The following is a 25,491-nucleotide window of genomic DNA, read 5'->3' as shown; positions in this document are numbered from 1 at the left end:
AATCTCAAGTCTGGGAAGGCTGGTTCGGTCCGCAAAGGCGGGGGGAATGAACGTCTGCAGGCCCAAGTCCGGATTGCGGGCCAAATTTTTGCACACGGCCAGGCTGGGCGGTCAACAGAGAACGCGGGTCAACTTTCCGCCAGGACTTTGTCGATCAGGGCCTTTGCGTCCTTGCCCGACCAGTCGGCGTCGCCGGCCAGCCGGCCGCGCTCGACCCCGTCGGCGCCATAGATCACCGTCGTCGGCATGCCCGCCGCCGGCGGCTTGAAGGCAAACGGCAGGGCCATCTTCGGGTCGTGATAGAAGGCCAGCGGCGCGTGCTTGGCGATGAAGGCGCGGGCCTTGTCGGCGTCCTGCGGGCGATCGACGCTGATCGCCACCACCTGGACGGGCTTGCCCTCATAGCTGGCGGCCAGCTTGGCCAGGGTCGGCATCTCGATCACGCACGGCCCGCACCAGGTGGCCCACAGATTGACGATCGTCACCTGCCCCTTGAAGTCGGCTATGCGCTTGGGCGCGCCGTTGGCGTCCAGGAAGCTGGTGGCCGGCGGCGAGGTCGCTTCGAGCGGCGTCACGAACTTGGCCATCTCGCCCTTGGCCAGAGACTTCAGGTCGCTTTCCCGCTGGGGGTTTATGGAAGCCTGGGCGATGATGTAGACAACCGCGGCGACGCCGGCGACGGCGACGCCCCGAAGCACCCATTTCAACGGGAACGCCTTGGGTTCTCCAGCGGCTTTCTCGGCAGACTTCTCGTTCATATGACGCACTCTTCCTCGACTGGCGCCGACGGCGCGGCGCAAGCGCCCCAAGACGGGGGCCAGGCCATGTGGGGCGGACGGTTCTCGTCCAAGCCGGCCGAACTGATGCAGGCGATCAACGTCTCCATCGGCTTCGACAAGCGGCTTGCGGCCCAGGACCTGGCCGGTTCCCGTGCGCACGCCGCGATGTTGCTCAAGCAGGGCGTGATTACAAGCGAGGACGAGGCCGCCATCCAGGGCGGCCTGCAGGCGATCGAGGCCGAAATCGCCGCCGGGACCTTCCCGTTCCGCGACGAGTACGAAGACATTCACATGAACGTCGAGGCGCGGCTGCGCGAGCTGATCGGCCCGGCGGCCGGCCGGCTGCACACCGCCCGCTCGCGCAACGACCAGGTCGCGCTCGACTTCCGGCTCTGGGTCCGCGACGCCTGCGACCGCACGGTCCACCAGATCCAGGCGCTGCAGCGCGCCCTGGTCGCCAAGGCCGAGCCGAACGCGGCGACCCTCATGCCGGGCTTCACCCACCTGCAGCCCGCCCAGCCGGTGACCTTCGGCCACCACCTGATGGCCTATGTCGAGATGTTCGGCCGCGACGCCTCGCGCTTCGCCGACGCCCGGGCGCGGATGAACGAGTGCCCGCTCGGCGCCGCCGCCCTCGCCGGCTCGCCGTTCCCGATCGACCGCCACGCCACCGCGCAGGCCCTGGGCTTCGCCGCCCCGACCGCCAACTCGCTGGACAGCGTCTCGGACCGCGATTTTGCGATCGAAAGCCTGTCGGCCGCCAGCCTCTGCGCCGTCCACCTGTCGCGCCTGGCCGAAGAGATCGTGATCTGGATGACCCCGCAGTTCGGCTTCGTGAAGCTGACCGACGCCTTCACCACCGGCTCGTCGATCATGCCCCAGAAGAAGAACCCGGACGCGGCCGAGCTGATCCGCGCCAAGGTCGGCCGGGTGCTCGGCTCGCTGACCCAGTTGACCGTGGTCATGAAGGGCCTGCCGCTGACCTATTCGAAGGACATGCAGGAGGACAAGGTCCCGACCTTCGAGGCCTTCGACGCGCTGGAGCTGTCGCTGGCCGCGATGGCCGGCATGGTCGCCGACCTGGAGCCGAACGCCGAACGCATGGCCGCCGCCGCCGGCGCTGGTTTCTCGACTGCCACCGATCTGGCCGACTGGCTGGTGCGCACCCTCGACATGCCGTTCCGCGACGCTCACCATGTGACCGGGGCCGCGGTGAAGAAGGCCGAGGGTCTGGGCGTCGATCTGCCCGGCCTGCCGCTCGCCGAACTGCAGGCCATCGAGCCGCGCATCACCGCGGCTGTCTTTGACGTGCTGACGCCCCAAGCGTCGGCCGCCAGCCGCATGAGCTACGGCGGCACCTCGCCGGAGCAGGTCCGCGCCCAGATCGCGCGTTGGAAGGAGAAGCTCTGATGAACCTTCATCCCCTCGCCACGATCGCCCTGATCGGCGCGGCCGCCCTGGCGGGCTGCGGCAAGATGGGCGACCTCGAACGTCCCGGCCCGATGTTCGGCAAGGGCTCGGGCGCCGACGCCGGCGCCGACCCGGCCCGCGCCGTGCGCACCGTCGACCCGCGCACCCGCGACGACCGGCCCGCGCCGCCGCGCACCCTGCCGATCGACTCCGCCCAGAACCCGACCGCCAGCGCCCCGCAAGGCGCCCTGCCCGACCCGTACGCGAACCCGCGATGAATCATTTTGAGCTGAAGGGCGACGAGCTCTTCTGTGAGGGCGTGTCCCTGGCCGACGTCGCTTCGGCGGTCGGCACGCCGGTCTATGTCTATTCCACCGCCACCTTCGAGCGGCACTACAGCGTGCTGCGCGACGCCCTGGTCGCCGAGGGCATCAAGGGCGACGACGGCGGCGATCCGCTGATCGCCTTCGCGGTCAAGGCCAACTCCAACCTCGCCGTGCTGCGCACCCTGGCCAAGCTGGGCGCCGGCGCGGACACGGTCTCCGAGGGCGAGGTCCGCCGCGCCCTGGCCGCCGGCGTCCCGCCCGAGAAGATCGTCTTCTCAGGGGTCGGCAAGACCGAGGGCGAACTCGCCTTCGCGCTCCAGGCCGGGGTCGGCGAGATCAACGTCGAGTCCGAGCCGGAAATGCGCTTGGCCAGCCAGGTCGCCCAGTCGCTGGGGACTCGCGCGACCATCGCCATCCGGGTCAATCCGGACGTCTCGGCCGGCGGTCACGCCAAGATCTCGACCGGCAAGTCCGACAACAAGTTCGGCGTCTCGTTCTCCGAGGCCGAGCGGCTCTACGCCAACGCCTCCAACGACGCGGGCCTCAACCCCGTGGGCGTCACCTGCCATATCGGCAGCCAGATCACCGACCTCGAGCCGATGGCCCAGGCCTTCGCCAAGATGCGCGGCCTTGTCGAACGCCTGCGCGGCGAGGGTCTGTCGGTCAAGCGCCTGGACCTCGGCGGCGGCCTCGGCGTGCCGTATTTCAACCAGCCCGAGCCGCCCTCGCCGGCCGACTACGCCCGCATGATCGCCAAGACCATGAACGGCCTCGACGTCGGCTACGCGTTCGAGCCCGGCCGGATGATCGCGGCCAACGCCGGCGTCCTGCTGGCCCGCGTGCAGCACATCCACGAGCGGCCGGAGGGGAAGAAGTTCGTCGTCCTCGACGCGGCGATGAACGACCTGATCCGACCGGCGATGTACGACGCCTATCACGAGATCGTCCCGGTCCACCCGCGCGCGGGCGAGCCGGTGGTCTACGACGTGGTCGGGCCGATCTGCGAGACCGGCGACACCTTCACGCGTGAGCGGTCCCTGCCGCCGCTGCGGGCCGGCGACCTCGTCGCCTTCCTCAGCGCCGGCGCCTACGGCGCGGTGATGTCCAGCGAGTACAATAGCCGCCTGCTGGTCCCCGAGGTGCTGGTCAAGGGCGGCGCCTACGCGGTCGTGCGCCCGCGCCCGACCTACGACGACATGCTGGCCAGGGAAGCGCCGGCTCCGTGGCAATAGGGTTTCACTGAGCTAAACCATTCCTGAACTCCCTCCTGCCAGAATGTCGCAGGCATTGGGAGCGGCATGTGGCGCTGAGAGACATCCTGGACGACGGCCGGGTCGGCGCGACGCTTGTGATGAGCAAGCGCAGCACCTTCAGTCGTCTGACGATTACTGCGCTGATGGGCGCGCTCGTCTGGGCTGAGTTCGATTGGCATGCGGCCGCCGCCTGGGCGGCCGCGGCCGGCGTCCTCGAAATCCTGCTCAGGTCCACGCACGCCTACTTCTACAAGCGTCAGGCGCAGGGCCTGCCGGTCTCGCGGCTTCGCCGCATGGCGCCGGCGCTGATGTTCAGCGTCACCTGGTCGACTCTCGCGGCCGGATGCTGGGCGTTCGGCTCCGATCCGACCAAGTTCGCAGCGCTGGTGATCCTGTTCGGGATCGTCATCGCCGCCCTGAAGTACGCCGCACTCAGCCGCGCGATCTTCCTGGTGATGATCCCCTGGCCGCTGCTGGCCATCGTCATCGCGCCCCTGCAGGTCGACGGCGTGAGCGGCTGGCGCGCCGGCGTCGTCGTCGCCGCCCTGGCCGGGTTCGGCATCAGCCTCGTCAACGTCTCGCGGGCCTTGCGCGCCAACGCCCTGGCGCTCGAAAAGGCCCAGGCCGAGGCCCAGGAGGCCAGCCGCGCCAAGTCGGCCTTCCTGGCGATGATGAGCCACGAGCTGCGCACCCCGATGAACGGCGTGCTCGGCATGGCCCACGCCCTGGCCGCCACCAAGCTCAGCCGCCAACAGGCCGACTATCTCGACATGATCGTTCAGTCGGGCGACGGCCTGATGGCGATCCTCAACGACATCCTCGACCTCTCCAAGATCGAGGCCGGCAAGCTGAACCTCGAAAGCGTCGGCTTCGATCTCGAGAAGATGGGCCGCCAGACCTTCCTGCTGTGGAGCGAGACAGCCCGCCAGAAGGGGCTGGAGCTCTCGCTCGACATCGACGCCGATGCGCCGGCCTGGCTGGTCGGCGATCCGGTGCGCGTGCGCCAGATCCTGCTGAACCTGATCTCCAACGCGCTCAAGTTCACCGAGCAGGGCTCGGTCGCTGTCCGCATCGCGGGCGTCGCGCCGCAAGGCATCGAGATCGTCGTCACCGACACCGGCGTCGGCATGCGCCGCGACCAGCAGGAAAAGCTGTTCCAGGCCTTCTCCCAGGCCGAGGTCTCCACCACCCGCCGCTATGGCGGCACCGGGCTTGGCCTCTCCATCTGCCGCCAACTGGCCGAGATGATGGGCGGTTCGATCTCGGTCGAGAGCGAGCCCGGCTCCGGCTCGACCTTCAAGGTCGTGCTGCCGTTGCCGGCCGGTGCGGCGCCGGCGCCGACGCAGGCCGCGCCCGACACCGTCAGCCTCGAAGGCCGCCAGGTGCTGGTCGTCGACGACAACAAGGTCAATCAGGCCGTCGCGCGCGCCATCCTGGAAGCGGCCGGAGCCGTGGTCAGCCTGGCCGACGACGGGGTCGACGGCCTCGACCTGCTGCGGGCGGCCCACTTCGACGTCGTGCTGATGGACGTCCACATGCCGCGCATGGACGGCATTGAGGCTCTGCGCCGCATCCGCGCCGGCGAGGCCGGTCCGCGCGGCGTGCCGGTCCTGGCGCTCACCGCCGACGCCATGTCCGACGAGTGCGAGCGGCTGATCGCCCAGGGCTTCGACGACGTCCACCCCAAGCCGATCCAGCCGGCCGAGCTGATGTTCACCGTCGCGGCCTGGTGCGCGCGCGCCGACCAGGCGGCCGTGCTGGCCGCCAGCGCCGCCTAGTCCATCGCCCCGATGTAGGGCAGGCCGCGCAGCGCGCCGGCGGCGTCCATGCCGTAGCCGACCAGGAACCGGGCGGGCGCCTCCCAGGCCACGAAGTCGGGGACGATCGCCCGTGGCGTCGGCCAGGGCTTGCTGGCGAACACCGCGGTCAGCACCCGGCTGGCGCCGGCGTCGCGCACCAGCCGATGCGCCTCCGACAGCGACAGGCCGGTGTCGATGACGTCGTCGATGACCAGGGCCGTGCGTCCGGCCAGCGGCCGCTGCAGATCGGCCCGCACCTCGCAACGTCCCAGACTGGCGCGCTCGTCGCCGTACGAGGCCAGCCACAGCGCGTCGAAACGCACGAACCGCCCGGCCCGCGCCAGCGCCCGCGTCAGGTCCGAGGCGAACCACAGCCCGCCGGTCAGCAGGCAGACCGCCACCGTCTCGTCGTCGATCACCGGCGCGATCTGGCGGGCCAGCGCCTCGACGCGCCCGGCCACCTCCTGCTCGGTCAAAAGGACGGTCGGGGCGTCAGTCATGGGTCGGCAGTGCGTCGGGGCTGCCCGGCGGCAGCGGTTGAGCCTCGACCGGCGCCAGGGCCGGCGGTTCGGCGGCGGGACGCAGGGCCGGGCCGGCCGGCTTGGCGGCGGCCGGGGCCGGATCGCCCTGCTTGACGTTTAGGTTCACCGGCTCGCGCGGCGCGAACGCCACCTCAAGCTCCTTGGCGCTCGCCGGCGGGTCGAGCAGCGCGATCGCGAAGTGGCGGGTCTCGCCCGGCGGGATCCGCGCATCGGCCGGACGGGCGATCTTGGTCGCCACCGCCTTGCCCTCGGCGTCCAGCAGGCTGATGCGCAGCGGCGGGGTCACCACCGGCTCGTTCTCGATATTGCGGATCATGCCCGAGACCGACAGCGCCGCATGTCCGTCCTGCAGCGACGGCTCGAAGCGCACGCCTTCGATGACCAGCCCCAGGGTGTTCACCGGCAGGCCGACGCCGGCATAGGCGCTGGCCGTGCGCGGCCACAGCCGCACGACGTCGACGCGGAAGATGATCCCCAGCGCGATCATCAACACCAGCGCCGCGGCCATGCCCGCCCAGATGACGCCGGTCGCCGCCGCCTCGCGCACGCGCCGGTCGGTGTCGGCCTTGGCCCTGAACGCGCGCGGCAGCTCGTCGCCGCTCAGGTCACGGACCGGCTTCTCCGCGGCCGGCTCCGGCGCGGGCTCGCGCGCCACCGCGCCCTCTTCCTCGGAGGTCGCCAGCTCCAGCGAAGCTTCGGGGGCCGCGGGGGTCGCAGTCCAGCGCGCGCCGCAACTGGCGCACTTCACCAACCGGCCATCCGTGGGGATCTTGGAATCGTCCACGAAATAGCTGGTGGCGCAGTCTGGACAGGTCAGTATCATGACAGCCGAATCGGACGCTCCAGCAACCTCCACCGAGGTCGCCGATTTCGGTCTCCATGTCCAGAAACCCGAACGCCACAGGCGCCACCGACGCCGATCACGCCGTTGTCCGCTTCGATGATGTGTCGATGCGCTATGGTCGCGCCCCCGAGACTTTGAAGGACCTGTCCTTCTCCCTGCAGCCGGGGTCTTTCCACTTCGTGACCGGCGCCTCGGGAGCGGGCAAGACCTCGCTGTTGAAGCTTCTGTTCCTGGCGGCCAAGCCGTCCAAGGGACTCATGCACCTGTTCGGCCAGGACGTCTCCACAATCGCGCGCGAGGCCCAACCCTTCCTGCGCCGCCGGATCGGGGTGGTGTACCAGGAGTTCAAGCTGCTCGATCACCTCTCGGTGTTCGACAACACCGCCCTGCCGCTGCGCATCGAGGGCCGCAAGCCCGACACCTATCGCGACGACGTCGCCGAACTGCTGGCCTGGGTCGGCCTCAAGGACCGCATGCACGCCATGCCCGCGACCCTGGCCGGCGGCGAGCGCCAGCGCCTGGCCATCGCCCGCGCCGTCGTCAACCGCCCCGAGATCCTGCTGGCCGACGAGCCGACCGGCAATGTCGATCCCGAGATGGCGCTGCGCATCCTCAAGCTGTTCGTCGAGCTGAACCGCCTGGGCGCCACCGTGCTCTTCGCCACCCACGACCAGGATCTGGTCGCCCGCTCGGGCATGCCGGTCCTGCACCTGGAGCGCGGCCGGCTGGTCGCGCAGGGAGCGCGCCGATGAGCGACTTCGACGTCGCCCGCTGGCGGCCCGCCCCGTTCCTGCCGGAGTCCGACGCCCGCGACGGCTCGCTGACCTTCGTGGTGGCGGTGCTCTGCTTCCTGGCCTGCCTGACCCTGCTTGCGGTGCTCGCCGCCGACCGCGCCGCCCGCGACTGGACCGACCAGCTCGAAGGCCAGGCGACGATCATCGTGCGGCCCAAGGCCAACGAGACGCCCGACGGCGCCGCCGCCCGCGCCGCCGAGACCCTGGCCGGGGTCGACGGCGTGGCCGAGGCCCGCGCCATCGAGCGCGAGAAGGCCGAGGCGCTGATCGCCCCCTGGCTCGGCGACGCCGACCTTTCGGACCTGCCGGTGCCGCGGCTGGTCGCCGTGCAGCTGACCCGCGAGCGGCCGGCCAGCGCCGCCACCCTCGACCAGGCGCTGAAGGCCCAGGGGCTGGACGCCGTCGTCGACGACCATTCCGTCTGGATGGCCGACATTCAGCGCTCGGCCCGCACCGCCCGCTGGGTCGGGCTGGCGGTGTTCGGGCTGATCGCCGTGGCCGCCGCCGCAGTGGTCGCCTTCGCCACCCGCGCCGGCCTCGCCGCCCGCCGCGAGGTGGTCGAGGTGCTGCACCTCTCGGGCGCCGAGGACAGCTTCATCGCCCGCCTGTTCCAGGCCCGCTTCGCGCGCATGGCGGCGCTGGCGGGCTTGTTCGGAGCCGGCGGGGCGGCGATCATGGGGGCTCTGTTGCGTTTGGCGGGTGGAGGCCAAGGTTTGACGCCGGTGCTGCCGATCGCCTGGATCGATCTGTTGTCGGTCCTGCCCGCGCCGCTGGTGGCCGGCGGCGTCGCCGCCCTGGCCGCGCGCTTCACCGCCCAGGCCATGGTCCGGGAGCTGGCGTGAAAGGCCTCGCCGCCCTCCTCGTCGTCGCTGTCATCTGGGCGGCCGGCCTGCTCGCCTTCGCCGAGCGCGTCGAGCGCTCGACCCCGGCGCCGCAGCCGCAACCGGCCGACGGCGTCGTCGCTCTGACCGGCGCCGGCTCGAACGAGCGCATCGGCGCGGCCATGGAGCTGCTCGCCGACGGCAAGGCCCGCCGCATGCTGGTCTCCGGCGTCAGCCGCGAGGCCTCGCGCGAAGACATCCGCGTCGTCAGCCGCGCCGTGCGCCGGGTCTACGACTGCTGCGTCGACCTCGGCTTCGACGCCGCCAACACCCTCGGCAACGCCCGGGAGACCCAGGAGTGGGCGCGGGCCATGCGCTTCGACAGCCTGATCGTGGTCACCGCCGACTACCACATGCCGCGCGCCATGCTCGAGCTGCGCGGCGCCATGCCCGACAAACGCCTCACCCCTTTTCCCGTCGCCACCTCGGTGATGACCGCCGGCCGCTGGTGGCGCACCAGCGGGGCTGCGCGGTTGATGGTGACCGAGTACTGCAAGTATCTGGCGATCCTGGGCCGCGAGGCCGTGTTGGGCCTTGGCCCCCGCAACGACGCGCCGAAGAAAGGCTGACCTGTTTGACCACCCTGCGCTCCCTGGCGTTCGCCGTCCTGTTCTATCTGTGGTCCGTTCTCGTCGCGGTCGGCTGTGCGATCGTCGTCCTGCCGGCGCCGCGCAGCTGGTGCACGGAGATGATGCGCGGCTGGGCCAAGGGCATCATCTTCCTGCTGCGCGTGGTCTGCGACATCAAGGTCGAGGTCCGCGGCCGCGAACACATGCCGAAGGGCGCGGCCCTGCTGGCCCCCAAGCACCAGTGCATGTTCGACGTCTTCGCCCAGTTCGCCTTCATGCCGGACGCCTGCTTCGTCATGAAGAAGGAGCTGATGTGGATCCCGTTCTTCAGCTGGTACGCGATGAAGGCCAAGATGATCGTCGTCGACCGCTCGGGCCACTCGGCCGCCCTGCGCAAGCTGGTGAAGGATGCCCAGGAACGCTTCGCTGAACACCGCCAGGTGATCATCGCCCCTGAAGGCACCCGCACCGCCCCCGGCGCGCCGCCCGACTACAAGCCCGGCATCGCCGCCCTCTACCGCGAGATCGACGTGCCGGTGCACCCGATCGCCACCAACGCCGGCGTCCACTGGCCCAAGCACGGCTTCACCCGCAAGCCGGGCACCATCGTCTTCGAGTACCTCGAGCCGATCCAGCCGGGCCTCAAGCGCGCCGAGTTCATGCGCACCCTGCAAGAGCGCACCGAAACCGCCTCAAACGCCCTGCTGGCGCTGTGACTTCTCGATCCTTCTCCCCTTGTGGGAGAAGGTGGCCCCGCTCAGCGGGGTCGGATGAGGGGTAAGCGCCTATCCGTTCACGACGCATTCGGGGGCTTGATCGAAGCCCCCTCATCCGTCGGGCTTCGCCCGCCACCTTCTCCCACAAGGGGAGAAGGAACCAGGCCTCACCGCGCCGCCAGCTCGCGCGCCTCGACCATGCCCAGCAGCTTCTCCATCGCCTGATCGTGCACGCCCATCTCGCAGAGGTGGGCGACCAGGTCGCGCAGATAGTCGACATTGCGGCCCGACAGCCCGTGGGCCCCGGCGATCAGCTCGGCCTGCCGCTCCAGCGACAGCGCCCCGGCCCACTGCGGATGATGCACGTCCGACAGGAACACCAGCGTCTCGACCCGATGGCCGTTCGCCAGCCGGATGTTGGCCTTGGCCTCGACATAGGTCTCGGTCGGCTGCTCGCGTTCGCGCAGATATTCGTAGGTCGCCGGCCAGTGCTCCTCGGCGACCCGATAGGCCGCGCCGCGCACCGCGCCGCCCGGCGCCAGGCCCAGCACCAGGCCCGGCCGTTGGTAGGTGCCGCGATGGTGCACCGAATAGATGCAGAAGGCGCGACGCCGCCCGTGTAGGGTGGCGCTCTGGCGCTCGACGAACTCGAACCCCGGACGCCACATCAGCGACCCGTAACCGAAGACCCAACGCTCAACCGACATGGCCCGCCGCGACAATCCCGCTCCGCCTACCTCCCCTGTGCCCGATCCGGCGCACCACCGCAAACCCCGACGCGCGGCGCTCTACATCCCGTTCATCATCGCCGGGGTCGCGGCCATCGGCTGGAGCGGCCTGTGGGTCTATGCCCGCGGCGAGGCGGACAAGCGGCTCGAGGCCGGCGCCGAACAGCTACGCAAGGCCGGCTACGACGTCGCCTGGAGCAACAAGCGGATCTACGGCTACCCGTTCCGGCTCAACATCCAGCTCGACGACGCCAAGGTCCGCGAGCCGTCCGGCTGGGCGCTGGCCGCGCCGAAGCTCGAAGCCCAGGCGTTCATGCACGGACTGTCGACCTGGGTGCTGGCGACGCCGGGCGGCCTGACCTTTACCCGCCCGGTCGGGGGACCGGTCGACGTCAAGGGCGACGTCATCCACGCCAGCCTCGCGGGCCTCGACCAGCCATTGCCGCGCTTCTCGTTCGAAGGAACCAAGCTGACCTTCGCGCCGACGCCGGGCGCCCAGCCGTTCGCGCTGTCGGCCGCCGACAAGGTCGAGTTTCACTTCCGGCCCGGCCCCGAGGACCAGGCCGCGGTGTTCTTCAAGGTCGACGCCGGCACGGCGCGGCTCTCGGGCCTGTTCGCCCGCGTCGCCGGCGACAAGCCGATCTCGATCTCGTGGGATTCGCTGCTCTCGAAGATCAGCGCCTTCCAGGGCGCCAATTGGCCCGAGGCGGTCCGCGCCTGGACCACCGCCGGCGGCCGCATGACCGTGCGCCAGGCCGGGATCACCGCCGGCGAAGCGGTGATCGGCGCTCAGTCCGGCGTGCTCAGCGTCGGCTACGACGGCCGCCTCAACGGTTCGCTCGACGTGACCCTGCGCGAAGCGCCCAAGGCGCTGGGCGCCATGGCCGAGACCGGGGTGATCCGCCCCGAGGCCGCCATCGCCGCCTCCGCGGTCGCCGCCGCCCGCCAGGGCGCCGACGACGTCGCCCGCGCTAACGTCACCTTCCAGGCTGGCCAGACCACCCTCGGCCCGGTCGCCATCGGCCCGGCCCCGAAAGTCTACTAGGCCATGGCCTCGTCACCGTCGCTGGTCGCCGGATCCTGCCTCTGCGGCGCCGTGCGCTTCGAGGTCGAAGGCGCCTTCGACGCCTTCTTCCTCTGCCATTGTGCGCGTTGCCGGAAGGGCAGCGGATCGGCTCACGGCGCCAACCTGTTCGCGTCGGGCGGCCGCCTGCGCTGGCTGAGCGGCGAGCAGGAGGTGAAGACCTATCGCGTGCCCGGCACGCGCCACGAGCGCAGCTTCTGCACCTCGTGCGGCTCGGCCCTGCCGGACGTCCAGATGGACGGCGCCTTGCTCAAGGTCCCCGCCGGCAGCCTCGACGGCCCCGTCGACATCCGCCCCACCGCCCACATCAGCTGCGCCAGCCGCGCGGACTGGGACGCCGACCTCGACGCCGTCCCCAAGCTCGACGGCCTGCCCGGCTGATCTAGCCCGCCAGCTCCGCCGCGCACATCGCCCGGAACTGCGCCAGGCTATCGGCCCGCTCGGGATGCAGCGCGCCCAGCACCTCGATCGTGAAGGTGACCGGCGCCGAGCCGGCCGCCGTCACCAGCGTCCCGTCGCGCACCGCCGCCGACGTATCGACATAGAGGTCCCAGGCCCGGTAGCCGGGCGTATAGCAGCGCATGAAGTCGAGCGCGTTGGAGGTGTGGCGCCGGCTGTCCAACAGGCCGGCGCGGGCGGCCGCCACCGTCCCGGCGCAGATCGCTCCGACCACCTTGCCGGCTTCGTCGGCCGCCCGCAGCACGGGGGCGATGTCAGGCGCGTCGTCGCCGGTCCAGCCGTCCGACCCCACCACGACCAGCGCGTCGTAGGCGTCCGGCGTCAGGTCCTCGATGGCCGATCCGGGATCGATGGTCATGCCGCCCATCGAGGTGACCGGCCGCCCGCCCGGGGTGTGGAACGACGTCGCTCCGTCGAAATAGGCGCGGGCCGCGGCGCTGAGCTGCGCGTGCTCCCAGTCGGCGAAATTGTCGATGACGATGAAGGCGATGTGCTTGCCCATGGCGATACTCCAGACCCGCGATGACGAAACGCACCATCGCCGGTTCCGGCGCCAAATCCTGTCAGCAGGATGTCAGCCCATCGGCCGGTCGATCGAGGTCGGCGGCTTGGAGAACCAGCGCGGTCCCTGCTCGGTCATGTAGAGGCAGTCCTCCAGCCGCACCCCGAACTGGCCGGGCAGATAGAGGCCGGGCTCGTTCGACAGGCACATGCCCGGCGCCAGCTTCGTCGTTTCGCCGCGGACGAAATTGATCGGCTCGTGGCCCTCCATGCCGATGCCGTGCCCGGTGCGGTGCGACAGCCCCGGCAAGCCGTAGTCCGGCCCATAGCCCAGGCTCTCGTAGTAGCGGCGGACTGCGTCGTCGACGGCGCCGGCGGCGGCCCCGATCTGGGCCGTTTCGAAGGCGATCTGTTGGCCGCGCGCCACCTCGTTCCAGACCTTGCGCTGGGGGGCGGTCGGCTCGCCGAACACGAAGGTCCGCGAGATGTCCGATTGATAGCCCTCGACCGTGCAGCCGCAGTCCATCAGCACGATCTCGCCCTCGCGCACGACCTGCGGCTTCTCCGAGCCATGCGGCAGGGCCGCGTCCGCGCCCACCAGCACCATCTCGAACTCCGGCGATCCGCCCAGCGCGCGGGTGGCCTTGTTCATGATCGCCCCGACGTCGGCATGGCTCATGCCGCGCTCGACCTTGCCGTGGGTGTAGCGGTAGGCCGCCAGCGTCACGTCGGCGGCCAGTTGCATCAAGGCCAGTTCGGCCGGCGACTTGATCATCCGGCAGCCGCGCACGACGTCCGCGCCGGAGACGAACCGCACGTCGGGCATCCGCCGCGCCAGGCCGTCATGGACGAAGAACCGCACCGTCTCCTCGACTCCGATCTTGCCGGAGGCGAGCTTGCGCGCTTTCAGCCAGTCGGCGACGACCAGGGCCGGATCCTCGTCCTCCTGCCAGACCCGCACCTGCGCCGGGACCGCCAGGGTCTCGCGCACCGACGGCTCTTCGAAATGAGGGGTGACGATCAGCGTCTCGCCCTCGACCGGGATGATCGCAGCCGTCACCCGCTCGCTGCGCCACCAGCGCACGCCGGTGAAATAGGTCAGCGACGCGCCGGCCTCGACCACCAGCGCCGACAACCCTTGCGCCTTCATCAGCCGCTGGACCTTGGCCATGCGCGCCAGCCGTTCGGCTTGCGAAATCGGGACCGCGCCGCCGGTGATCTTGCTCAGGCCCTCGACCTGCGCGGCCGCTGCGCCGCCGAGGCTCAGCGCCAGGCCGGCGCCCGCCGCCCCGGCCAGGAAATTCCGTCGATCCAGAACCATGGCGCATCCCCCCTCGCCGCGCGGCGCTCGCGCCGTTGCGCGGCTATGTGAGCCGAGCCGCCGACCAGATCCAACCGATAACAATGATATTCCCGAAGCGTCCGCGCCCGGCTAGCCTGCCGCAAAACGGAGAGGCGTCCCCCATGACCACCCGCACCAGCATCCTCGCCTTCGTGCTCGCCGCCGGCCTGGCGGTCCCCGCGCTCGCCGCGCCGCCTGCCAACATCGCCGCGGCCCTGGCCGATCCGGCCCGCCCGGCCGCCGACGTCGCCCGCGACGCCGCCCGCAAGCCCGGCGAGCTGCTGGCCCTGGCCGACATCAAGACCGGCGACAAGGTGGCCGACTTCGTGATCGGCGGCGGCTACGTCACCCGCATCCTGTCGGCCGCGGTCGGCCCGACCGGCCACGTCTACGCCTACCAGCCGGCCGAGTTCATCAAGTTCCAGGCCTCGTACGGCGAGAACCTCAAGAAGGTCGCCGACGCCTACAAGAACGTCACCCCGCTCGACGCCAGCCTTCAGCAGCTCGACCTGCCCGACGGCCTCGACGCCATCGTCACCGTTCAGAACTATCACGACCTCTATCTGAAGCCGTTCCCGTCCGGGACCGCCGCCAAGGTCGACGCCGAGCTCTTCAAATCGCTGAAGCCCGGCGGCGTGCTGCTGATCGTCGACCACGCCGCCCTGCCCGGTTCGGGCATCAGCGCCGCCGACAGTCTGCACCGCATCGACCCCGAAGCGGTGAAGAGCGACCTTAAGGCCGCCGGCTTCGTGCTGGAGAGCGAAAGCCCGCTGTTCCACGACGCCGCCGATCCCCACACCACCAACGTCTTCGACCCGTCCATCCGCGGCAAGACCGACCAGTTCACCATGGTCTTCCGCAAACCGCGCTAGCCAGCAAAATCCGGTCATCCCGGCGAAGGCCGGGACCCAGGTCATAGAGCTGTGCCTTGGGGCGCAAACGCCATCTGCGGCGGCTGAAACTGGGTCCCGGCCTCCGCCGGGATGACCGGCGTTAAGATTGGGCTCCGCCCTGCCTCGCCGCCCCGCGCGGCAACAGGTTTCCCGTGCAACTTTTTTGCGGCGAAGGGGCCTATTGCGCCGTCGCCTGCGATGACCTATGCGCCAAACCTTCGTTTTCGGGGGAAAGTATGGCCAAGGCCGATCCCAAGTCCGCTCCGCCCACCCTTGAGGCCGTGCGCGCGCGCATCGACGCGATCGATGCGCAGCTGCTGGCCCTGGTCGACGAGCGCGCGGGCCTGGCCGTCCAGGTCGCCGCCGCCAAGGCCGCCGCCGGCGACGCCGACAAGTTCGCCCTGCGTCCCGGCCGCGAGGCCCAGCTCCTGCGCACCCTGCTCGACAAGCCGCGCAACGCCGCCCGCCCCAGCCTGGTGGTGCGCATCTGGCGCGAGCTGATCGGCGACAGCCTTTCGCGTCAGGGTCCGTTCCACATCTCGGTCTTCGGCGGTCGCGATTCCGGCCGCGCGGTCGAGGGCGCGCGCCTGCGCTTCGGCGCGGCCCCCTCGCTGCGCCAGGTCGCCCGCCCCGAGGACGCCATCGCCGGCGCCAAGACCCTCGGCGGCGTCGCCGTGCTCGCCCTCTCGTCCGACACCCCTTGGTGGGGCCGCCTGCTGGCCGAGCCGAAGCTCAAGGTGTTCGCCGCCCTGCCGTGCCTGTCGGCCTGGGGTCCCAACGTCGCCCTGGCCGTCGCCGAGGTCGAGGTCGAGCCCACCGGCGCGGACCTCACCTACTGGGTCACCGACGCCGGCGGCACGGCCTCGGCCATCGAGAACGCGCTCGGCCGCGACGGCGTCGCCGGCGACCTGATCGCCGAGGCCGGCGGCCTGAAGCTGTTCGCGCTGATGGGCTTCTACCAGCCCGGCGACGAGCGCCTGGCCCGCGCCCCCGGCCGCCTGACCGGCGTCATCGGGGCTGCGCCGGCGCCGATCGACGTGTAAGACGGCGCTCCCTCCCCTCGCCGCCGAGCCCCCGCCGCCGACCCCCATGTCCGACATCGTTCTCGACCGCGCCTCCGCCCCGCGCCCGACGCCCAAGCCGGGCATCCTCGACATCGCCCCCTATGTACCGGGCAAGTCGAAGGTCGAGGGGGTCGAGCATCCGCTGAAGCTGTCGGCCAACGAGAACATCCTCGGCTCTAGCCCGGCCGCGCGCGAGGCGTTCTCCACCGCCTTCGACCAGCTGCAGATGTACCCGGACGGGCGCTCGACCATCCTGCGCGAGGCGCTGGCCGCGACCTACGGCCTGGAGCCCGAGCGCCTGCTGTTCGGCTGCGGCTCGGACGAGATCTTCCAGCTGCTCAACCAGACCTTCCTCGAGCCCGGCGACAACATCGTCCAGGGCGAGTTCGGCTTCGGCGCCTACGCGATCGGCGCGCGCGCCTGCCAGGCCGAAGTTCGCATGGCCCCCGAGCCCGGCTACCGCATCGACGTCGACGAGCTCTTGAAGCTGGTCGACGACCGCACCCGCATCGTCTTCGTCGCCAACCCGGCCAATCCCACGGGCACCTGGAATTCGGGCGCGGAGATCCGCCGCCTGCACGCCGGCCTGCCGCCCAGCGTCGTGCTCTGCCTCGACGGCGCCTATGCCGAGTTCTGCGACGACCCGGCCTACGAGGACGGCATGTCGATGGTCCGCGAGTTCGAGAACGTCGTCGTCACCCGCACCTTCTCCAAGCTGCACGGCCTGGCCGCGCTGCGGGTCGGCTGGGCCTATATGCCGCCCGAGATGGCCGCCGCCGTCGACCGCATCCGCCTGCCGTTCAACGTCAACATCCCGGCCCAGCTGGCCGCCGTGGCCGCGCTCGGCGACGAGGACTTCCAGCGCCGCTCGCTCGACCTGGTGAACCAGTGGCGCCCCTGGCTGGCCCAGCAGCTCGGCGGCCTCGGCCTCGAGCCCCTGCCCTCGGCCGCCAATTTCGTGCTGGTCGGCTTCCCGACCACCCCGGGCAAGACCGCCAAGGAGGCCGACGCCTTCCTCAGCGCCCGCGGCCTGATCGTGCGCTACGTCGCCGGCTACGGCCTGCCCAACCACCTGCGCATCACCATCGGCCTGGAAGAACACAACCGCGCCGTCGTCGACGCCCTGGCCGAGTTCATGAAGGGAGCCGCGCAGTGAGCGTGATCTATCCGCGCATGGCGGTGATCGGCTGCGGCCTGATCGGCTCGTCGGTGATCCGCGCCGCCCGCGAGGCCGGCGCCGTCGGCCACGTCTTCGTCGCCGACGCCAGCGAGGCCCACCGCGCCCGCATCCTTGAGCTCGGCTACGCCGACGAGGTCACCGGCGACATTGCTGAGGCGGTGAAGGACGCCGACCTCGTGGTCCTCGCCGTCCCGGTGCTGGCCATGGGCCAGGCCGCCGCCGCCGCCGCCTCGGCCCTGAAACCGGGCGCCACGATCACCGACGTCGGCTCGGTCAAGGGCAGCGTCGCCGACGCCATGGCCAAGGCCCTGCCCGCTGACGTCTTCGTCATCCCCGGCCACCCGATCGCCGGCACCGAGCACTCCGGCCCCGACGCCGGCCTCGCCGAGCTGTTCCAGAACCGCTGGGTGATCCTGACGCCCCAGGCCCGCGACGACGAAGCCTATGTCGAGGCGACCGGCCGCCTGGCCGAGTTCTGGCGCGCGCTCGGCGCCAATGTCGAGCAGATGGACGCCGGCCACCACGACCTGGTCCTGGCCGTCACCAGCCACCTGCCCCACCTCATCGCCTACAACATCGTCGGCACCGCCGCCGACATGGAGGAGGTCACCCAGGCCGAGGTGATGAAGTACTCGGCCGGCGGCTTCCGCGACTTCACCCGCATCGCCGCCTCGGATCCGACCATGTGGCGCGACGTCTTCGTGGCCAACAAGGACGCGGTGCTGGAGATCCTCGGCCGCTTCACCGAGGACCTCCAGGCGCTGTCGCGCGCCATCCGCTGGGGCGAGTCCGACAAGCTCTACGACCTCTTCAGCCGCACCCGCGATATCCGCCGCGGCATCATCGCCGCCGGTCAGGAAAGCGCCGAACCCAACTTCGGCCGCGACCGCGGCAAGCACTAAGCTGCCGGCTGCTCGCCCTTGGTCACCTGCTCGGCCAGCCGGCCGGGCAGCTCGGCCATGTGGTCGAACGCCGCGGTGAACTCGCCAAGCCCCTGGGTCAGGCCGCGCAGCTCCTGGATCAGGTCCTGGCGCTCGGCTCGCGGCAGGCAGACCTCGATCTCGTCCCAGCCGCTCCAGCCCTCGCGCGGCGTAAAGCCGAGGATCTGGCCGCGCCGGGCGCTCACCGCCTGGGTGATCTTCGAGGTCGAGGCCTGCGGCGCGTGGATGATCAGCTTCTCGACCGGCTCCAGCAGATAGGGCGCGGCGGCCCGCAGGCCCTCGCTCATCGCCAGCCGCCCGGCCGCCCGGAAGCTCATCTCCGAGGAGTCGACGCTGTGGTACGAGCCGTCGACCAGCACCACCTCGACGTCGGTCACCGGAAACCCGAAGGCGCCGCGCTCCATGGCGTCGCGCACGCCCTGCTCGACCGAGGGGATCCACTGCTTGGGCACCACGCCGCCGGTGATCTTCTGCGAGAACGCAAAGCCCTCGCCGCGCGCCCGCGGCCGGATCTCCAGCACCACGTCGCCGAACTGCCCGTGGCCGCCGGTCTGCTTCTTGTGCCGTCCGCGCTGGGTGACGGGTTTGCGTAGGGATTCCTGGTACGAGACCTTCGGCCGCCCGGTCGCCGCCTCGACCCCGAACCGCCGCTTCAGCCGCTCCAGCAGCACCTGCAGATGCGCCTCGCCGCGGCCGGAGACGATGGTCTCCTGGGTGGCCGGATCCTGGGCGATGACGATCGCCGGGTCCTCCTCGGCCAGCTTGTTCAGCGCCGCCGACAGCCGCACGTCGTCCTTGCGGTCCCTGGCCGAGATCGACATCGAGTACAGCGTCGCCGGCGGGAACGCCGGCTGCGCCAGGCTGCGCGCCTTGCCGTCCATCGAGGCGACCATGCCCGGCATCGCCGCCTCCAGCTTGCCGATCGCCACCACGTCGCCCTCGCGCGCCTTGTCGGCCTTCTTGCCGTTCGGCGAGGAGAAGATCGTCAGCCCGCCGGCCCGCGCCTTGTCGCCGCCGCCCAGCGTCAGCTCCTGGCCGTCGGCCAGCTCGCCCTGCATCACCCGGCCATAGGCGATCTTGCCCGCCTGCCCGGCGTACGAGGTCTTGAAGATGTAGCTGCACGGGCCGTCCAGACCCATCCGCGCCGCCGCCGCCACCACGTCCGGCGTCTCGTGGCGCAGCGCCTTCAGCAGTCGCCGGATCCCAAATCCGTTCAGCGCCGAGCCGAAGAACACCGGGGTGATCAGGCCCTGAGCGAGATCGGCCACCAGATCGGCGAACACCGCGTCCCGCTCCGGACTGAGGTCCGACAGCAACTGCTCCATCAGCGTGTCGTCGAAGTCCGCCAGCTGCTCCAGCATATGAAAGCGCGCGTCGGCCTCGGCCGCGGCGACATCGCCGCTCAGGTCGACCTGCTGGCTCGGCTGGCCCGGCCGGTAGACGAAGGCCCGCTCCAGCGCCAGGTCGACGAAGCCGGTGACATGCTCCTTCTCGACCATCGGGATCTGCCGCGCGACCAAGCGGTTCCCGGACGCCGGGGCCAGGGCCGCCATCAGCTCGTCCAGCCCGCCGCGGGCCTGGTCGATCTTGTTGACGAACACCGCGTGCGGCGTGCGCCGCGCCTCCAGCTCCTTGAAGATCGGCTGCAGCAGGTGCGCCCGCGTCGGGTTCGGGTCGGCGACGATGATCGCCAGGTCCACCGCCGGCAGCACGAAGTCCTCGGTCCCGGCGAACTCGGGCGATCCAGGGCAGTCGATCACCGCATAGCGGTCGCCCATGAACTCGAAGCCCGCGACGTTGAACTCGATGGATTGCCCGCGGGCCCGCGCCTCGGGGCTGGCGTCGCCGACGCTGGCCGCGCCGACCTCGCCCTGGCGCGGGATCGCGCCGGCCGCGAACAGCATGGCTTCCATGAGGGTTGTCTTACCGGCTCCCGCCGCGCCGACGAGGGCGATGGCGCGTGCGGCGCCGGATCCTGGTCTGCCCATCCTTGGGCCCTCCCAAACGTGAGGGCGCCCGCCTCTGGCAGCGGGCGCTTGTGACCCCGACCGCCTATATGCTTCCACCCGCCATGCGATCTGCACAAGCGCCGAGTTCACTTAGGGAGTTGGGATGAACGGTTACGTCTGGCTGGGTCTTGCCATCGTCGCGGAGGTGATCGCCACCACCGCCCTGAAGGCCTCCGACAGCTTCACCCGCCTGGTCCCCTCGCTCGTCACCGCAGTCGGCTACGGCATCGCCTTCTACTGCCTGTCGCACTCGATGAAGACCGTGCCGGTCGGCATCGGCTACGCGATCTGGTCCGGCGTCGGCATCGTGCTGATCACCGCCATCGCCTGGGTGCTGTTCAAACAGCGCCTCGACGCCCCGGCGATGATCGGCATGGGCCTGATCCTGCTCGGCGTGCTGGTGATCAACGTCTTCTCCAAGAGCTCCGGGCACTGACCTCCTCAGTGGGCGCCGGCCGCCTCGACCTCCAGCGCCAACCGCTCGATCCCCTCGCGGGTGCCGTGGATGCGGTCCTCCAGGTCGTCGTGGCCGTCGAAATAGGCCAGCTGCTCGGTCATCCGCATGAAGGTCGCCGCGCCCTCGGCGCTGAACTCGACCGTCACCAGCGAGGCCGACAACCGTTTGCCGCCGATCTCGATGTCGTAGGCGAAGACGATCCGCTCATCCTGGACGATATCGAAGAACACCTTCTCCACCCGCTGGTCGATCCCGCCAGGCAGCTGCGCGCGATAGCTCTCGCGGCCGCCGGGCCGGAAATCCATGGTCAGTTCGGTCTCGCCCTCGCCGGTGTGACAGTCCGACCAGCGCTTCTTGGCCTCGACGTCGGCCCAGGCGCCGAACACCGCCGCCGGCGACGCGGCGAACCGGCGCTCGATCACGAAGCTGGTGTGGCTCGCCGATCTCATTGCCCGCCTCCATCCTTGGTTTGCGCCAGATAGGCGTCCAGCCGGTCGAACTGCGCGTTCCAGGCCCGCTTGCGCTGCGCCACCCAGGCTTCCAGTCCGGCGAAGGCGTCGGGCGCCAGCCGATAGGTCCGCACCCGCCCGGCCTTCTGCGAAGAGACCATGCCGCTGGCCTCCAGCACCGCCAGGTGCTTCATCACCGACGGCAGCGCCAGCGGGGTCGGGGCCGCCAGCTCGCTGGCCGAGGCCGGGCCGCTGGCCAGCCGGTCGATCATCGCCCGCCGGCCCGGATCGGCCAGCGCCGTGAACACGCGGTCGAGACCTTCTCCACCCCCGACCATGACCCCGCTCACGCCTCCTCCAGGAAGCGCGCCGGCATCAGCTCGCGATAGGGGAAGTATTCGAAGAACGGCCGCGCCTCGGTCAGCGTCCGCGCCACCGACGGCCGCGCCAGCAGCCGCTCGAAATAGGCGTCCAGCTCACGCCGCTCCTCGCCCCACGGCTCGACGATCCCGGCGTAGAACAGCGCCGGTGCGGCCGCGCAGTCGGCCAGGCTGAAGGCCTCGCCCGCCGCCCAGGTGCGGCCCGCCATGTGCCCATCGATCAGGCCATAGGCCATCTGCAGCATCTCGCGGGCGTTCTCGACCCCGCGCGGATCCTTCTCGTCCTGCGCCCGCATCCGGTCGGCGACGATCTTCTGCATCGGCGTCATCACGTACTGGTCGAACAAACGGTCCCACAACCGCGCCTCCAGCCGCGCCTCGGGATCGGCCGGCAGCATCGGCGGGCCGGGATGGTGCGCATCCAGATATTCCAGCTGGATGCTGGTCTCCGGAACCACCCGCGTCCCGTCGACCAGCAGCGGGATCTTCGCGGTCGGCCACAGCGCCGCGAACTCGTCCGCCGTCTGCGAAAGATCGAGCACCCGCGCCTCGAACGGCGTCCCGCGCTCATAGAGCCCGATCAGCACCTTGTGGCAGTAGGACGACAGCGGATGGAAGTGCAGCACCAGGCTCATCGGCTCGGCTCCTTGCGAGAGATACTTTCCGCAAAGGCTAACTATGAGCTCATGCGCCGGCAAGAAAAACTTTCCGCTGCAGCTAAGTATTTCCTTCGCGGGGGAAGCGCCCAACAAGCGCTGACGCGCTTTCCGGGATGACCCTCTGGGCTCAAACCTGTCGACGACAAGCAGGGCCCCACGCGGCGACCGCCCAGAAGGCCAGCCCGCTCACCGCGCCTGCCACCGCGGCGATCGCGGCGAGCCAGAGCAACGCCAACCCTGTAGAATTAAGCGCCAGCCCGGCAGCCGCCACGAACCATGGAACCGCGGCGACCAGCGCGCCGGCGATCATAGCGCGCAGCGGCGTGAGCCGAACGCCTCGCCGCCGTAACAGAAGGTACGCCGGGGCGCCCAAGACTAATGCGGGCAAGTATGCGAAGAACACCAAAGCGAACAGGCCGAGGTTTGCCCACACCGGGCTCCCCAGCAGAAGCGCCCCGAGGCTCCACAAGGCCGGCGTCAGAGCGGGCGCGAGGATGAAGGCGTAGATCAGCCGCACTGCCGGCATGCGGTTCGGAGCACCTTCAGCTGTGCTCCCCGCCTGCGTCACGACGGATCTTCCACCGCCGTCCCCGGCCCCAGGAACTCCGTCACCGCCTCGATGACCTCGACCAGGCCCAGCCGGTCGACCCGCACGCCTTCGGGCAGGCCCGAGAACAGCCGCGTCGGGGCCGCGGCGTCCAGCATCACGAACACGCCCTTGTCGTCGGCGCGGCGGATGAGACGACCGAAGGCCTGGGAGATGCGGGCGCGGGCGACGTTGTCGTCATAGACCTTGCCGCCGAACCGGGTCCGGCGCGCCTTGTGCAGGATGTCGGGCCGCGGCCAGGGCACCCGGTCGAAGGCCAGCAGCCGCAGCGAACGGCCCGGCACGTCCACCCCGTCCCGCACCGCGTCGGTGCCCAGCAGGCAGGCGTCCTCTTCCGCGCGGAAGATGTCGACCAGCGCGCCGACCTCCAGCGGGTCGACGTGCTGGGCGTAGAGCGCCAGTCCCTTGTCGGCCAGCGGCGCGGCGATCCGCTCGTGCACGGCGCGCAGCCGGCGGATGGCGGTGAACAGGCCTACGCCCCCGCCGCCGGCCGCCAGGAACAGCTCGCGCATCGCCGCGGCCACCTGGCGCGGGTCGTCGCGGCCGATGTCGGTGACCACATAGGCCCGCGCATTGGCCGCGTAGTCGAACGGCGAGGTCAGCTTCAGGGTCTTGGGCCGGTCCGGCAGCCGCGCCGCGCCGGTCCGCATCTCGGCCAGGGCGAACGGATCGTCCAGGGTCGGGTCGGTCAGGGTGGCGCTGGTCACCAGCACCCCGTGCGCAGGGGCGATGACGGCGTTGGTCAGCGGCTCGGTCGGATCGACCCAGTGGCGGCGGCAGGCGGCGTCCACCACCCGGCCATAGAGGAAGGTGGCGTCGAACCAGTCGACGAAGTCCGGATCGTCCTCGGCGTCCTCGTCGATGGCCCGCAGCATCGAGCGCCAGGCCGGCAGCAGCATCCGGCAGCGGCGGTCCAGGCCGCGCAGCGCCCCTTCGATCCGGCCGCGGTCGCTGGTGACGATCTGGCTGGCTTCCTCGTCCAGCAGGTCTTCCAGGTGTCGGGCCAGGGCCAGCAGCGGGGCCTCGATCTTGGCCAGGGCGACGGCGGCGTCGCGGGCGGTGGCGCGCACCAGATCCAGGGCCGGGCGCGCCGCGCACTCCATGCCGACGTCGGACGGCGCGGCCCGCGCGCGCAACTGCTCGATCACCGCCACCAGGAAGGCCTCGATCGGCCCGATCGGATTGACCTCGCCGTTCGGCGGCGCGATGCGGCCCGACCAGCCCTCGCCCGGCAGGGCGGCGGCGGCCTGGATGGCCGAGACCAGCGCCTCACGGGCGTCCTCGCGGTCGCCCAGCATGTCCATCAGCCGCGCTTCCAGCCCGCGGCCGCGGCGGCCGCGGCCTTCCGGTCCGCGGATCCAGCGGCGCAGCTCGGCGGTCTCCTGCCCCGACAGCGCCGCGGCGAAGGCCGCGTCGGCGGCGTCGAACAGATGGTGGCCCTCGTCGAAGACGATGCGCTTGAGCTGGGTGGTCTCGCCGTCGGCCTTCGAGCCGCGCGCGGCCCGGGCGCCGTCGAACGCCGCCTGGGTCAGCACCAGGGCGTGATTGGCGATCACCAGGTCGGCCTTGCGCGAGCCGCGGATCGCTTTCTCGACGAAGCAGGCCCGGTAGTGCTGGCAGCCGGTGTGCACGCACTCGCCGCGCCGGTCGACGAGATTGGCGGCGCTCGCCTGCCCCGCCGCCGGCACCGCGAACAGGGTCGGCAGCCAGGCCGGGAAATCGCCGCCGGTCATGTCGCCGTCGCGGGTGGCCCTGGCCCAGCGCGCGGTCAGCGCCATGCCGATCAGGTCGGCCCCGCCGAGCTGGGCGGTGTTGGCCAGGTCCTGGAAATTCAGCAGGCAGAGATAGTTCTCGCGCCCCTTGCGCACGACCGCCTTCTTGGCGCGCACCTTGGGGTCGGGGAAGATCGAGTGGCTCTCGCGCTCGATCTGCCGCTGCAGGGCGCGGGTGTAGGTCGAGACCCAGACCGACGGGCCGTTGGCCTCGGCCCACAGCGAGGCCGGCGCCAGGTAGCCGAGCGTCTTGCCGACCCCGGTGCCGGCCTCGGCCAGCATCATCCGCGGCTCGCCCTCGCGTTCGCGCGGAGCGAAGGCGAAGGCCGCCTCCTGGGCGTACTCGGCCTGGGCGGGCCGCGTCTCGTCCAGCCCCGAGCGCTGCAGCAGTTCGGCCAGCCGCTTGCCGGCGTCCTCCGGCGCGATCGGCCGCGAGCTCGCCTCGCCGGGCGGGGCCTGATCCTCCCACTCCATGATGCGGGTCCAGACGTCGAGGCCCGAGGTCCGGAACTGGTTGCCGACCGGGGCCGAGCGCAGGGCGGCGACCACCGCCGGGCCCCAGGCCCAGCCGGCGCGCATCATGGTCTCGGCGATGGCCAGCGCCTCTTCCCGGCTCGGCTGCGGGCTGGCGGCGATCTCGTTCAGCAGCTGCGTGCAGGCCGCGCGCAAGGCCTCGGCCTGGGCCTGCGCGCCCTTCGGCTCGGGCTGCCCCAGCGCCAGGGCCAGGCCCACCGACGACGGCGCGCAGAAGGTCGCGGGTCGGGCGAAGGCGTAGAGCTCGAGCGCGTCGAACAGGCCCGGCATCCGCGGCGGCGCGTTGAGCCCCAGCCGCCGCGCCGTCATCGAGGCGTGGGCGACCAGCACCGGGCCGCGCTGCAACAGATCGCGGGCGTCCGGCGCGCGGATCGCCTGGCCGCCGGTCGCGTCGGCGACGCCGCCCCGCGGCCCGGGCAACACCACCAGGGCGGGCGCAAGATCCAGACTCGGTGCCGGGGCGTTCACACCGCCTTGCTAGCGGCTTTCGGCAGGAAACGGAAAGGGAACGTTGAAAAC

27 protein-coding genes are annotated in these 25,491 nt (G+C 70.9%); 15 read left to right on the top strand and 12 right to left on the bottom strand.

Annotation, left to right across the window (positions count from 1 at the left end):
- Positions 1–128: 128 nt before the first annotated feature.
- The gene (locus tag ACSQ2H_RS04140) at positions 129–758 is read right to left on the bottom strand and encodes a TlpA family protein disulfide reductase (protein WP_436060191.1); all 630 of its coding nucleotides are present in this window, start codon (positions 756–758) and stop codon (positions 129–131) included.
- Here ACSQ2H_RS04140 and argH point away from each other — a divergent pair, their 5' ends adjacent.
- The 4 genes from argH to ACSQ2H_RS04120 all read left to right on the top strand — a co-directional run bounded on the left by argH (position 759) and on the right by ACSQ2H_RS04120 (position 5,546).
- Positions 759–2,189, top strand: a complete 1,431-nt coding sequence (gene argH, locus ACSQ2H_RS04135) for an argininosuccinate lyase (protein ID WP_436060190.1) — start codon at positions 759–761, stop codon at positions 2,187–2,189.
- Complete coding sequence (locus ACSQ2H_RS04130; protein WP_436060189.1) at positions 2,189–2,467, top strand: hypothetical protein; 279 nt, start codon at positions 2,189–2,191, stop codon at positions 2,465–2,467. The genes argH and ACSQ2H_RS04130 overlap by 1 nt, the downstream gene beginning before the upstream one ends.
- The gene (gene lysA / locus ACSQ2H_RS04125; protein ID WP_436060188.1) at positions 2,464–3,747 is read left to right on the top strand and encodes a diaminopimelate decarboxylase; all 1,284 of its coding nucleotides are present in this window, start codon (positions 2,464–2,466) and stop codon (positions 3,745–3,747) included. Before ACSQ2H_RS04130 ends, lysA begins: the two co-directional genes overlap by 4 nt.
- Before the next feature lie 68 nt (positions 3,748–3,815).
- On the top strand, positions 3,816–5,546 hold the full coding sequence (locus ACSQ2H_RS04120) for an ATP-binding protein (protein ID WP_436060187.1): 1,731 nt from the start codon (positions 3,816–3,818) through the stop codon (positions 5,544–5,546).
- Here ACSQ2H_RS04120 and ACSQ2H_RS04115 read toward each other — a convergent pair.
- Both ACSQ2H_RS04115 and ACSQ2H_RS04110 read right to left on the bottom strand, forming a co-directional pair.
- On the bottom strand, positions 5,543–6,067 hold the full coding sequence (locus ACSQ2H_RS04115; RefSeq protein WP_436060186.1) for a phosphoribosyltransferase: 525 nt from the start codon (positions 6,065–6,067) through the stop codon (positions 5,543–5,545). The two genes, ACSQ2H_RS04120 and ACSQ2H_RS04115, sit on opposite strands and share 4 nt — an antisense overlap.
- Entirely contained in the window at positions 6,060–6,932 is an 873-nt protein-coding gene (locus ACSQ2H_RS04110; RefSeq protein ID WP_436060185.1) for a DUF3426 domain-containing protein, read from the bottom strand. The genes ACSQ2H_RS04115 and ACSQ2H_RS04110 overlap by 8 nt, the downstream gene beginning before the upstream one ends.
- Positions 6,933–6,988: 56 nt before the next feature.
- On the opposite strand from ACSQ2H_RS04110, the gene ftsE reads away from it, so the two are divergent.
- From ftsE to ACSQ2H_RS04090, 4 genes are read left to right on the top strand one after another with little or no spacing between them, the layout of a single operon-like run.
- Positions 6,989–7,705, top strand: a complete 717-nt coding sequence (gene ftsE, locus ACSQ2H_RS04105) for a cell division ATP-binding protein FtsE (RefSeq protein WP_436060184.1) — start codon at positions 6,989–6,991, stop codon at positions 7,703–7,705.
- Positions 7,702–8,589: a cell division protein FtsX gene (locus tag ACSQ2H_RS04100; protein ID WP_436060183.1), complete on the top strand. Its 888-nt coding sequence runs from the start codon at positions 7,702–7,704 to the stop codon at positions 8,587–8,589. The genes ftsE and ACSQ2H_RS04100 overlap by 4 nt, the downstream gene beginning before the upstream one ends.
- Positions 8,586–9,197, top strand: a complete 612-nt coding sequence (locus ACSQ2H_RS04095; RefSeq protein ID WP_436060182.1) for a YdcF family protein — start codon at positions 8,586–8,588, stop codon at positions 9,195–9,197. Before ACSQ2H_RS04100 ends, ACSQ2H_RS04095 begins: the two co-directional genes overlap by 4 nt.
- A 5-nt stretch (positions 9,198–9,202) precedes the next feature.
- On the top strand, positions 9,203–9,913 hold the full coding sequence (locus ACSQ2H_RS04090; protein ID WP_436060181.1) for a lysophospholipid acyltransferase family protein: 711 nt from the start codon (positions 9,203–9,205) through the stop codon (positions 9,911–9,913).
- A gap of 167 nt (positions 9,914–10,080) precedes the next feature.
- Here the strand turns inward: ACSQ2H_RS04090 and ACSQ2H_RS04085 are convergent, their stop codons facing one another.
- Positions 10,081–10,620, bottom strand: coding sequence for a gamma-glutamylcyclotransferase (locus ACSQ2H_RS04085; protein ID WP_436060180.1), 540 nt, complete (start codon positions 10,618–10,620; stop codon positions 10,081–10,083).
- Between ACSQ2H_RS04085 and ACSQ2H_RS04080 the strand changes: the two genes are divergently transcribed.
- Together ACSQ2H_RS04080 and ACSQ2H_RS04075 are read left to right on the top strand one after the other, a co-directional pair.
- Positions 10,619–11,686: a DUF2125 domain-containing protein gene (locus ACSQ2H_RS04080; RefSeq protein WP_436060179.1), complete on the top strand. Its 1,068-nt coding sequence runs from the start codon at positions 10,619–10,621 to the stop codon at positions 11,684–11,686. The genes ACSQ2H_RS04085 and ACSQ2H_RS04080 overlap by 2 nt on opposite strands.
- Before the next feature lie 3 nt (positions 11,687–11,689).
- Positions 11,690–12,106: a GFA family protein gene (locus tag ACSQ2H_RS04075; RefSeq protein ID WP_436060178.1), complete on the top strand. Its 417-nt coding sequence runs from the start codon at positions 11,690–11,692 to the stop codon at positions 12,104–12,106.
- Between the two features lies 1 nt (position 12,107).
- On the opposite strand, the gene ACSQ2H_RS04070 is transcribed toward ACSQ2H_RS04075, so the two are convergent.
- Complete coding sequence (locus ACSQ2H_RS04070; protein WP_436060177.1) at positions 12,108–12,686, bottom strand: DJ-1/PfpI family protein; 579 nt, start codon at positions 12,684–12,686, stop codon at positions 12,108–12,110.
- A 72-nt stretch (positions 12,687–12,758) separates the two neighbouring features.
- Entirely contained in the window at positions 12,759–14,006 is a 1,248-nt protein-coding gene (locus ACSQ2H_RS04065) for a M24 family metallopeptidase (protein WP_436060176.1), read from the bottom strand.
- Positions 14,007–14,149: 143 nt separating this feature from the next.
- Here ACSQ2H_RS04065 and ACSQ2H_RS04060 point away from each other — a divergent pair, with 143 nt between their 5' ends.
- From ACSQ2H_RS04060 to ACSQ2H_RS04045, 4 genes are all read left to right on the top strand, one after another.
- A complete protein-coding gene (locus ACSQ2H_RS04060; RefSeq protein ID WP_436060175.1) occupies positions 14,150–14,899 on the top strand; it encodes a class I SAM-dependent methyltransferase in 750 nt (249 codons plus the stop codon).
- Between the two features lie 257 nt (positions 14,900–15,156).
- Complete coding sequence (locus tag ACSQ2H_RS04055) at positions 15,157–15,963, top strand: chorismate mutase (RefSeq protein ID WP_436060174.1); 807 nt, start codon at positions 15,157–15,159, stop codon at positions 15,961–15,963.
- 46 nt (positions 15,964–16,009) lie between these two features.
- The gene (gene hisC, locus ACSQ2H_RS04050) at positions 16,010–17,140 is read left to right on the top strand and encodes a histidinol-phosphate transaminase (RefSeq protein ID WP_436060173.1); all 1,131 of its coding nucleotides are present in this window, start codon (positions 16,010–16,012) and stop codon (positions 17,138–17,140) included.
- Positions 17,137–18,066 (top strand): prephenate/arogenate dehydrogenase family protein, encoded by a 930-nt coding sequence (locus ACSQ2H_RS04045; protein ID WP_436060172.1) that lies wholly within the window; start codon positions 17,137–17,139, stop codon positions 18,064–18,066. Before hisC ends, ACSQ2H_RS04045 begins: the two co-directional genes overlap by 4 nt.
- On the opposite strand, the gene ACSQ2H_RS04040 is transcribed toward ACSQ2H_RS04045, so the two are convergent.
- On the bottom strand, positions 18,063–20,093 hold the full coding sequence (locus tag ACSQ2H_RS04040) for an elongation factor G (RefSeq protein ID WP_436060171.1): 2,031 nt from the start codon (positions 20,091–20,093) through the stop codon (positions 18,063–18,065). The genes ACSQ2H_RS04045 and ACSQ2H_RS04040 overlap by 4 nt on opposite strands.
- 124 nt (positions 20,094–20,217) lie before the next feature.
- On the opposite strand from ACSQ2H_RS04040, the gene ACSQ2H_RS04035 reads away from it, so the two are divergent.
- Positions 20,218–20,550, top strand: a complete 333-nt coding sequence (locus ACSQ2H_RS04035) for an SMR family transporter (protein WP_436060170.1) — start codon at positions 20,218–20,220, stop codon at positions 20,548–20,550.
- Positions 20,551–20,555: 5 nt separating this feature from the next.
- Here ACSQ2H_RS04035 and ACSQ2H_RS04030 read toward each other — a convergent pair whose 3' ends face one another.
- The 5 genes from ACSQ2H_RS04030 to ACSQ2H_RS04010 form a co-directional block, all read right to left on the bottom strand.
- A complete protein-coding gene (locus tag ACSQ2H_RS04030; protein WP_436060169.1) occupies positions 20,556–21,020 on the bottom strand; it encodes an SRPBCC family protein in 465 nt (154 codons plus the stop codon).
- Positions 21,017–21,370: an ArsR/SmtB family transcription factor gene (locus tag ACSQ2H_RS04025; RefSeq protein WP_436060168.1), complete on the bottom strand. Its 354-nt coding sequence runs from the start codon at positions 21,368–21,370 to the stop codon at positions 21,017–21,019. The genes ACSQ2H_RS04030 and ACSQ2H_RS04025 overlap by 4 nt, the downstream gene beginning before the upstream one ends.
- Positions 21,367–22,035 carry a glutathione S-transferase family protein gene (locus ACSQ2H_RS04020; protein ID WP_436060167.1) on the bottom strand — a complete coding sequence of 223 codons (669 nt, stop codon included), beginning with the start codon at positions 22,033–22,035 and terminating at the stop codon, positions 21,367–21,369. Before ACSQ2H_RS04020 ends, ACSQ2H_RS04025 begins: the two co-directional genes overlap by 4 nt.
- Before the next feature lie 151 nt (positions 22,036–22,186).
- Positions 22,187–22,585 (bottom strand): hypothetical protein, encoded by a 399-nt coding sequence (locus tag ACSQ2H_RS04015; protein WP_436060166.1) that lies wholly within the window; start codon positions 22,583–22,585, stop codon positions 22,187–22,189.
- A gap of 38 nt (positions 22,586–22,623) precedes the next feature.
- The gene (locus ACSQ2H_RS04010; RefSeq protein WP_436060165.1) at positions 22,624–25,440 is read right to left on the bottom strand and encodes an ATP-dependent DNA helicase; all 2,817 of its coding nucleotides are present in this window, start codon (positions 25,438–25,440) and stop codon (positions 22,624–22,626) included.
- Positions 25,441–25,491 lie beyond the last annotated feature (51 nt).

The organism is Phenylobacterium sp. LjRoot97 (assembly GCF_964254345.1).
In the GTDB taxonomy this organism is placed as follows: domain Bacteria; phylum Pseudomonadota; class Alphaproteobacteria; order Caulobacterales; family Caulobacteraceae; genus Phenylobacterium.
This window is presented reverse-complemented; position numbering and strand designations above follow the sequence as displayed.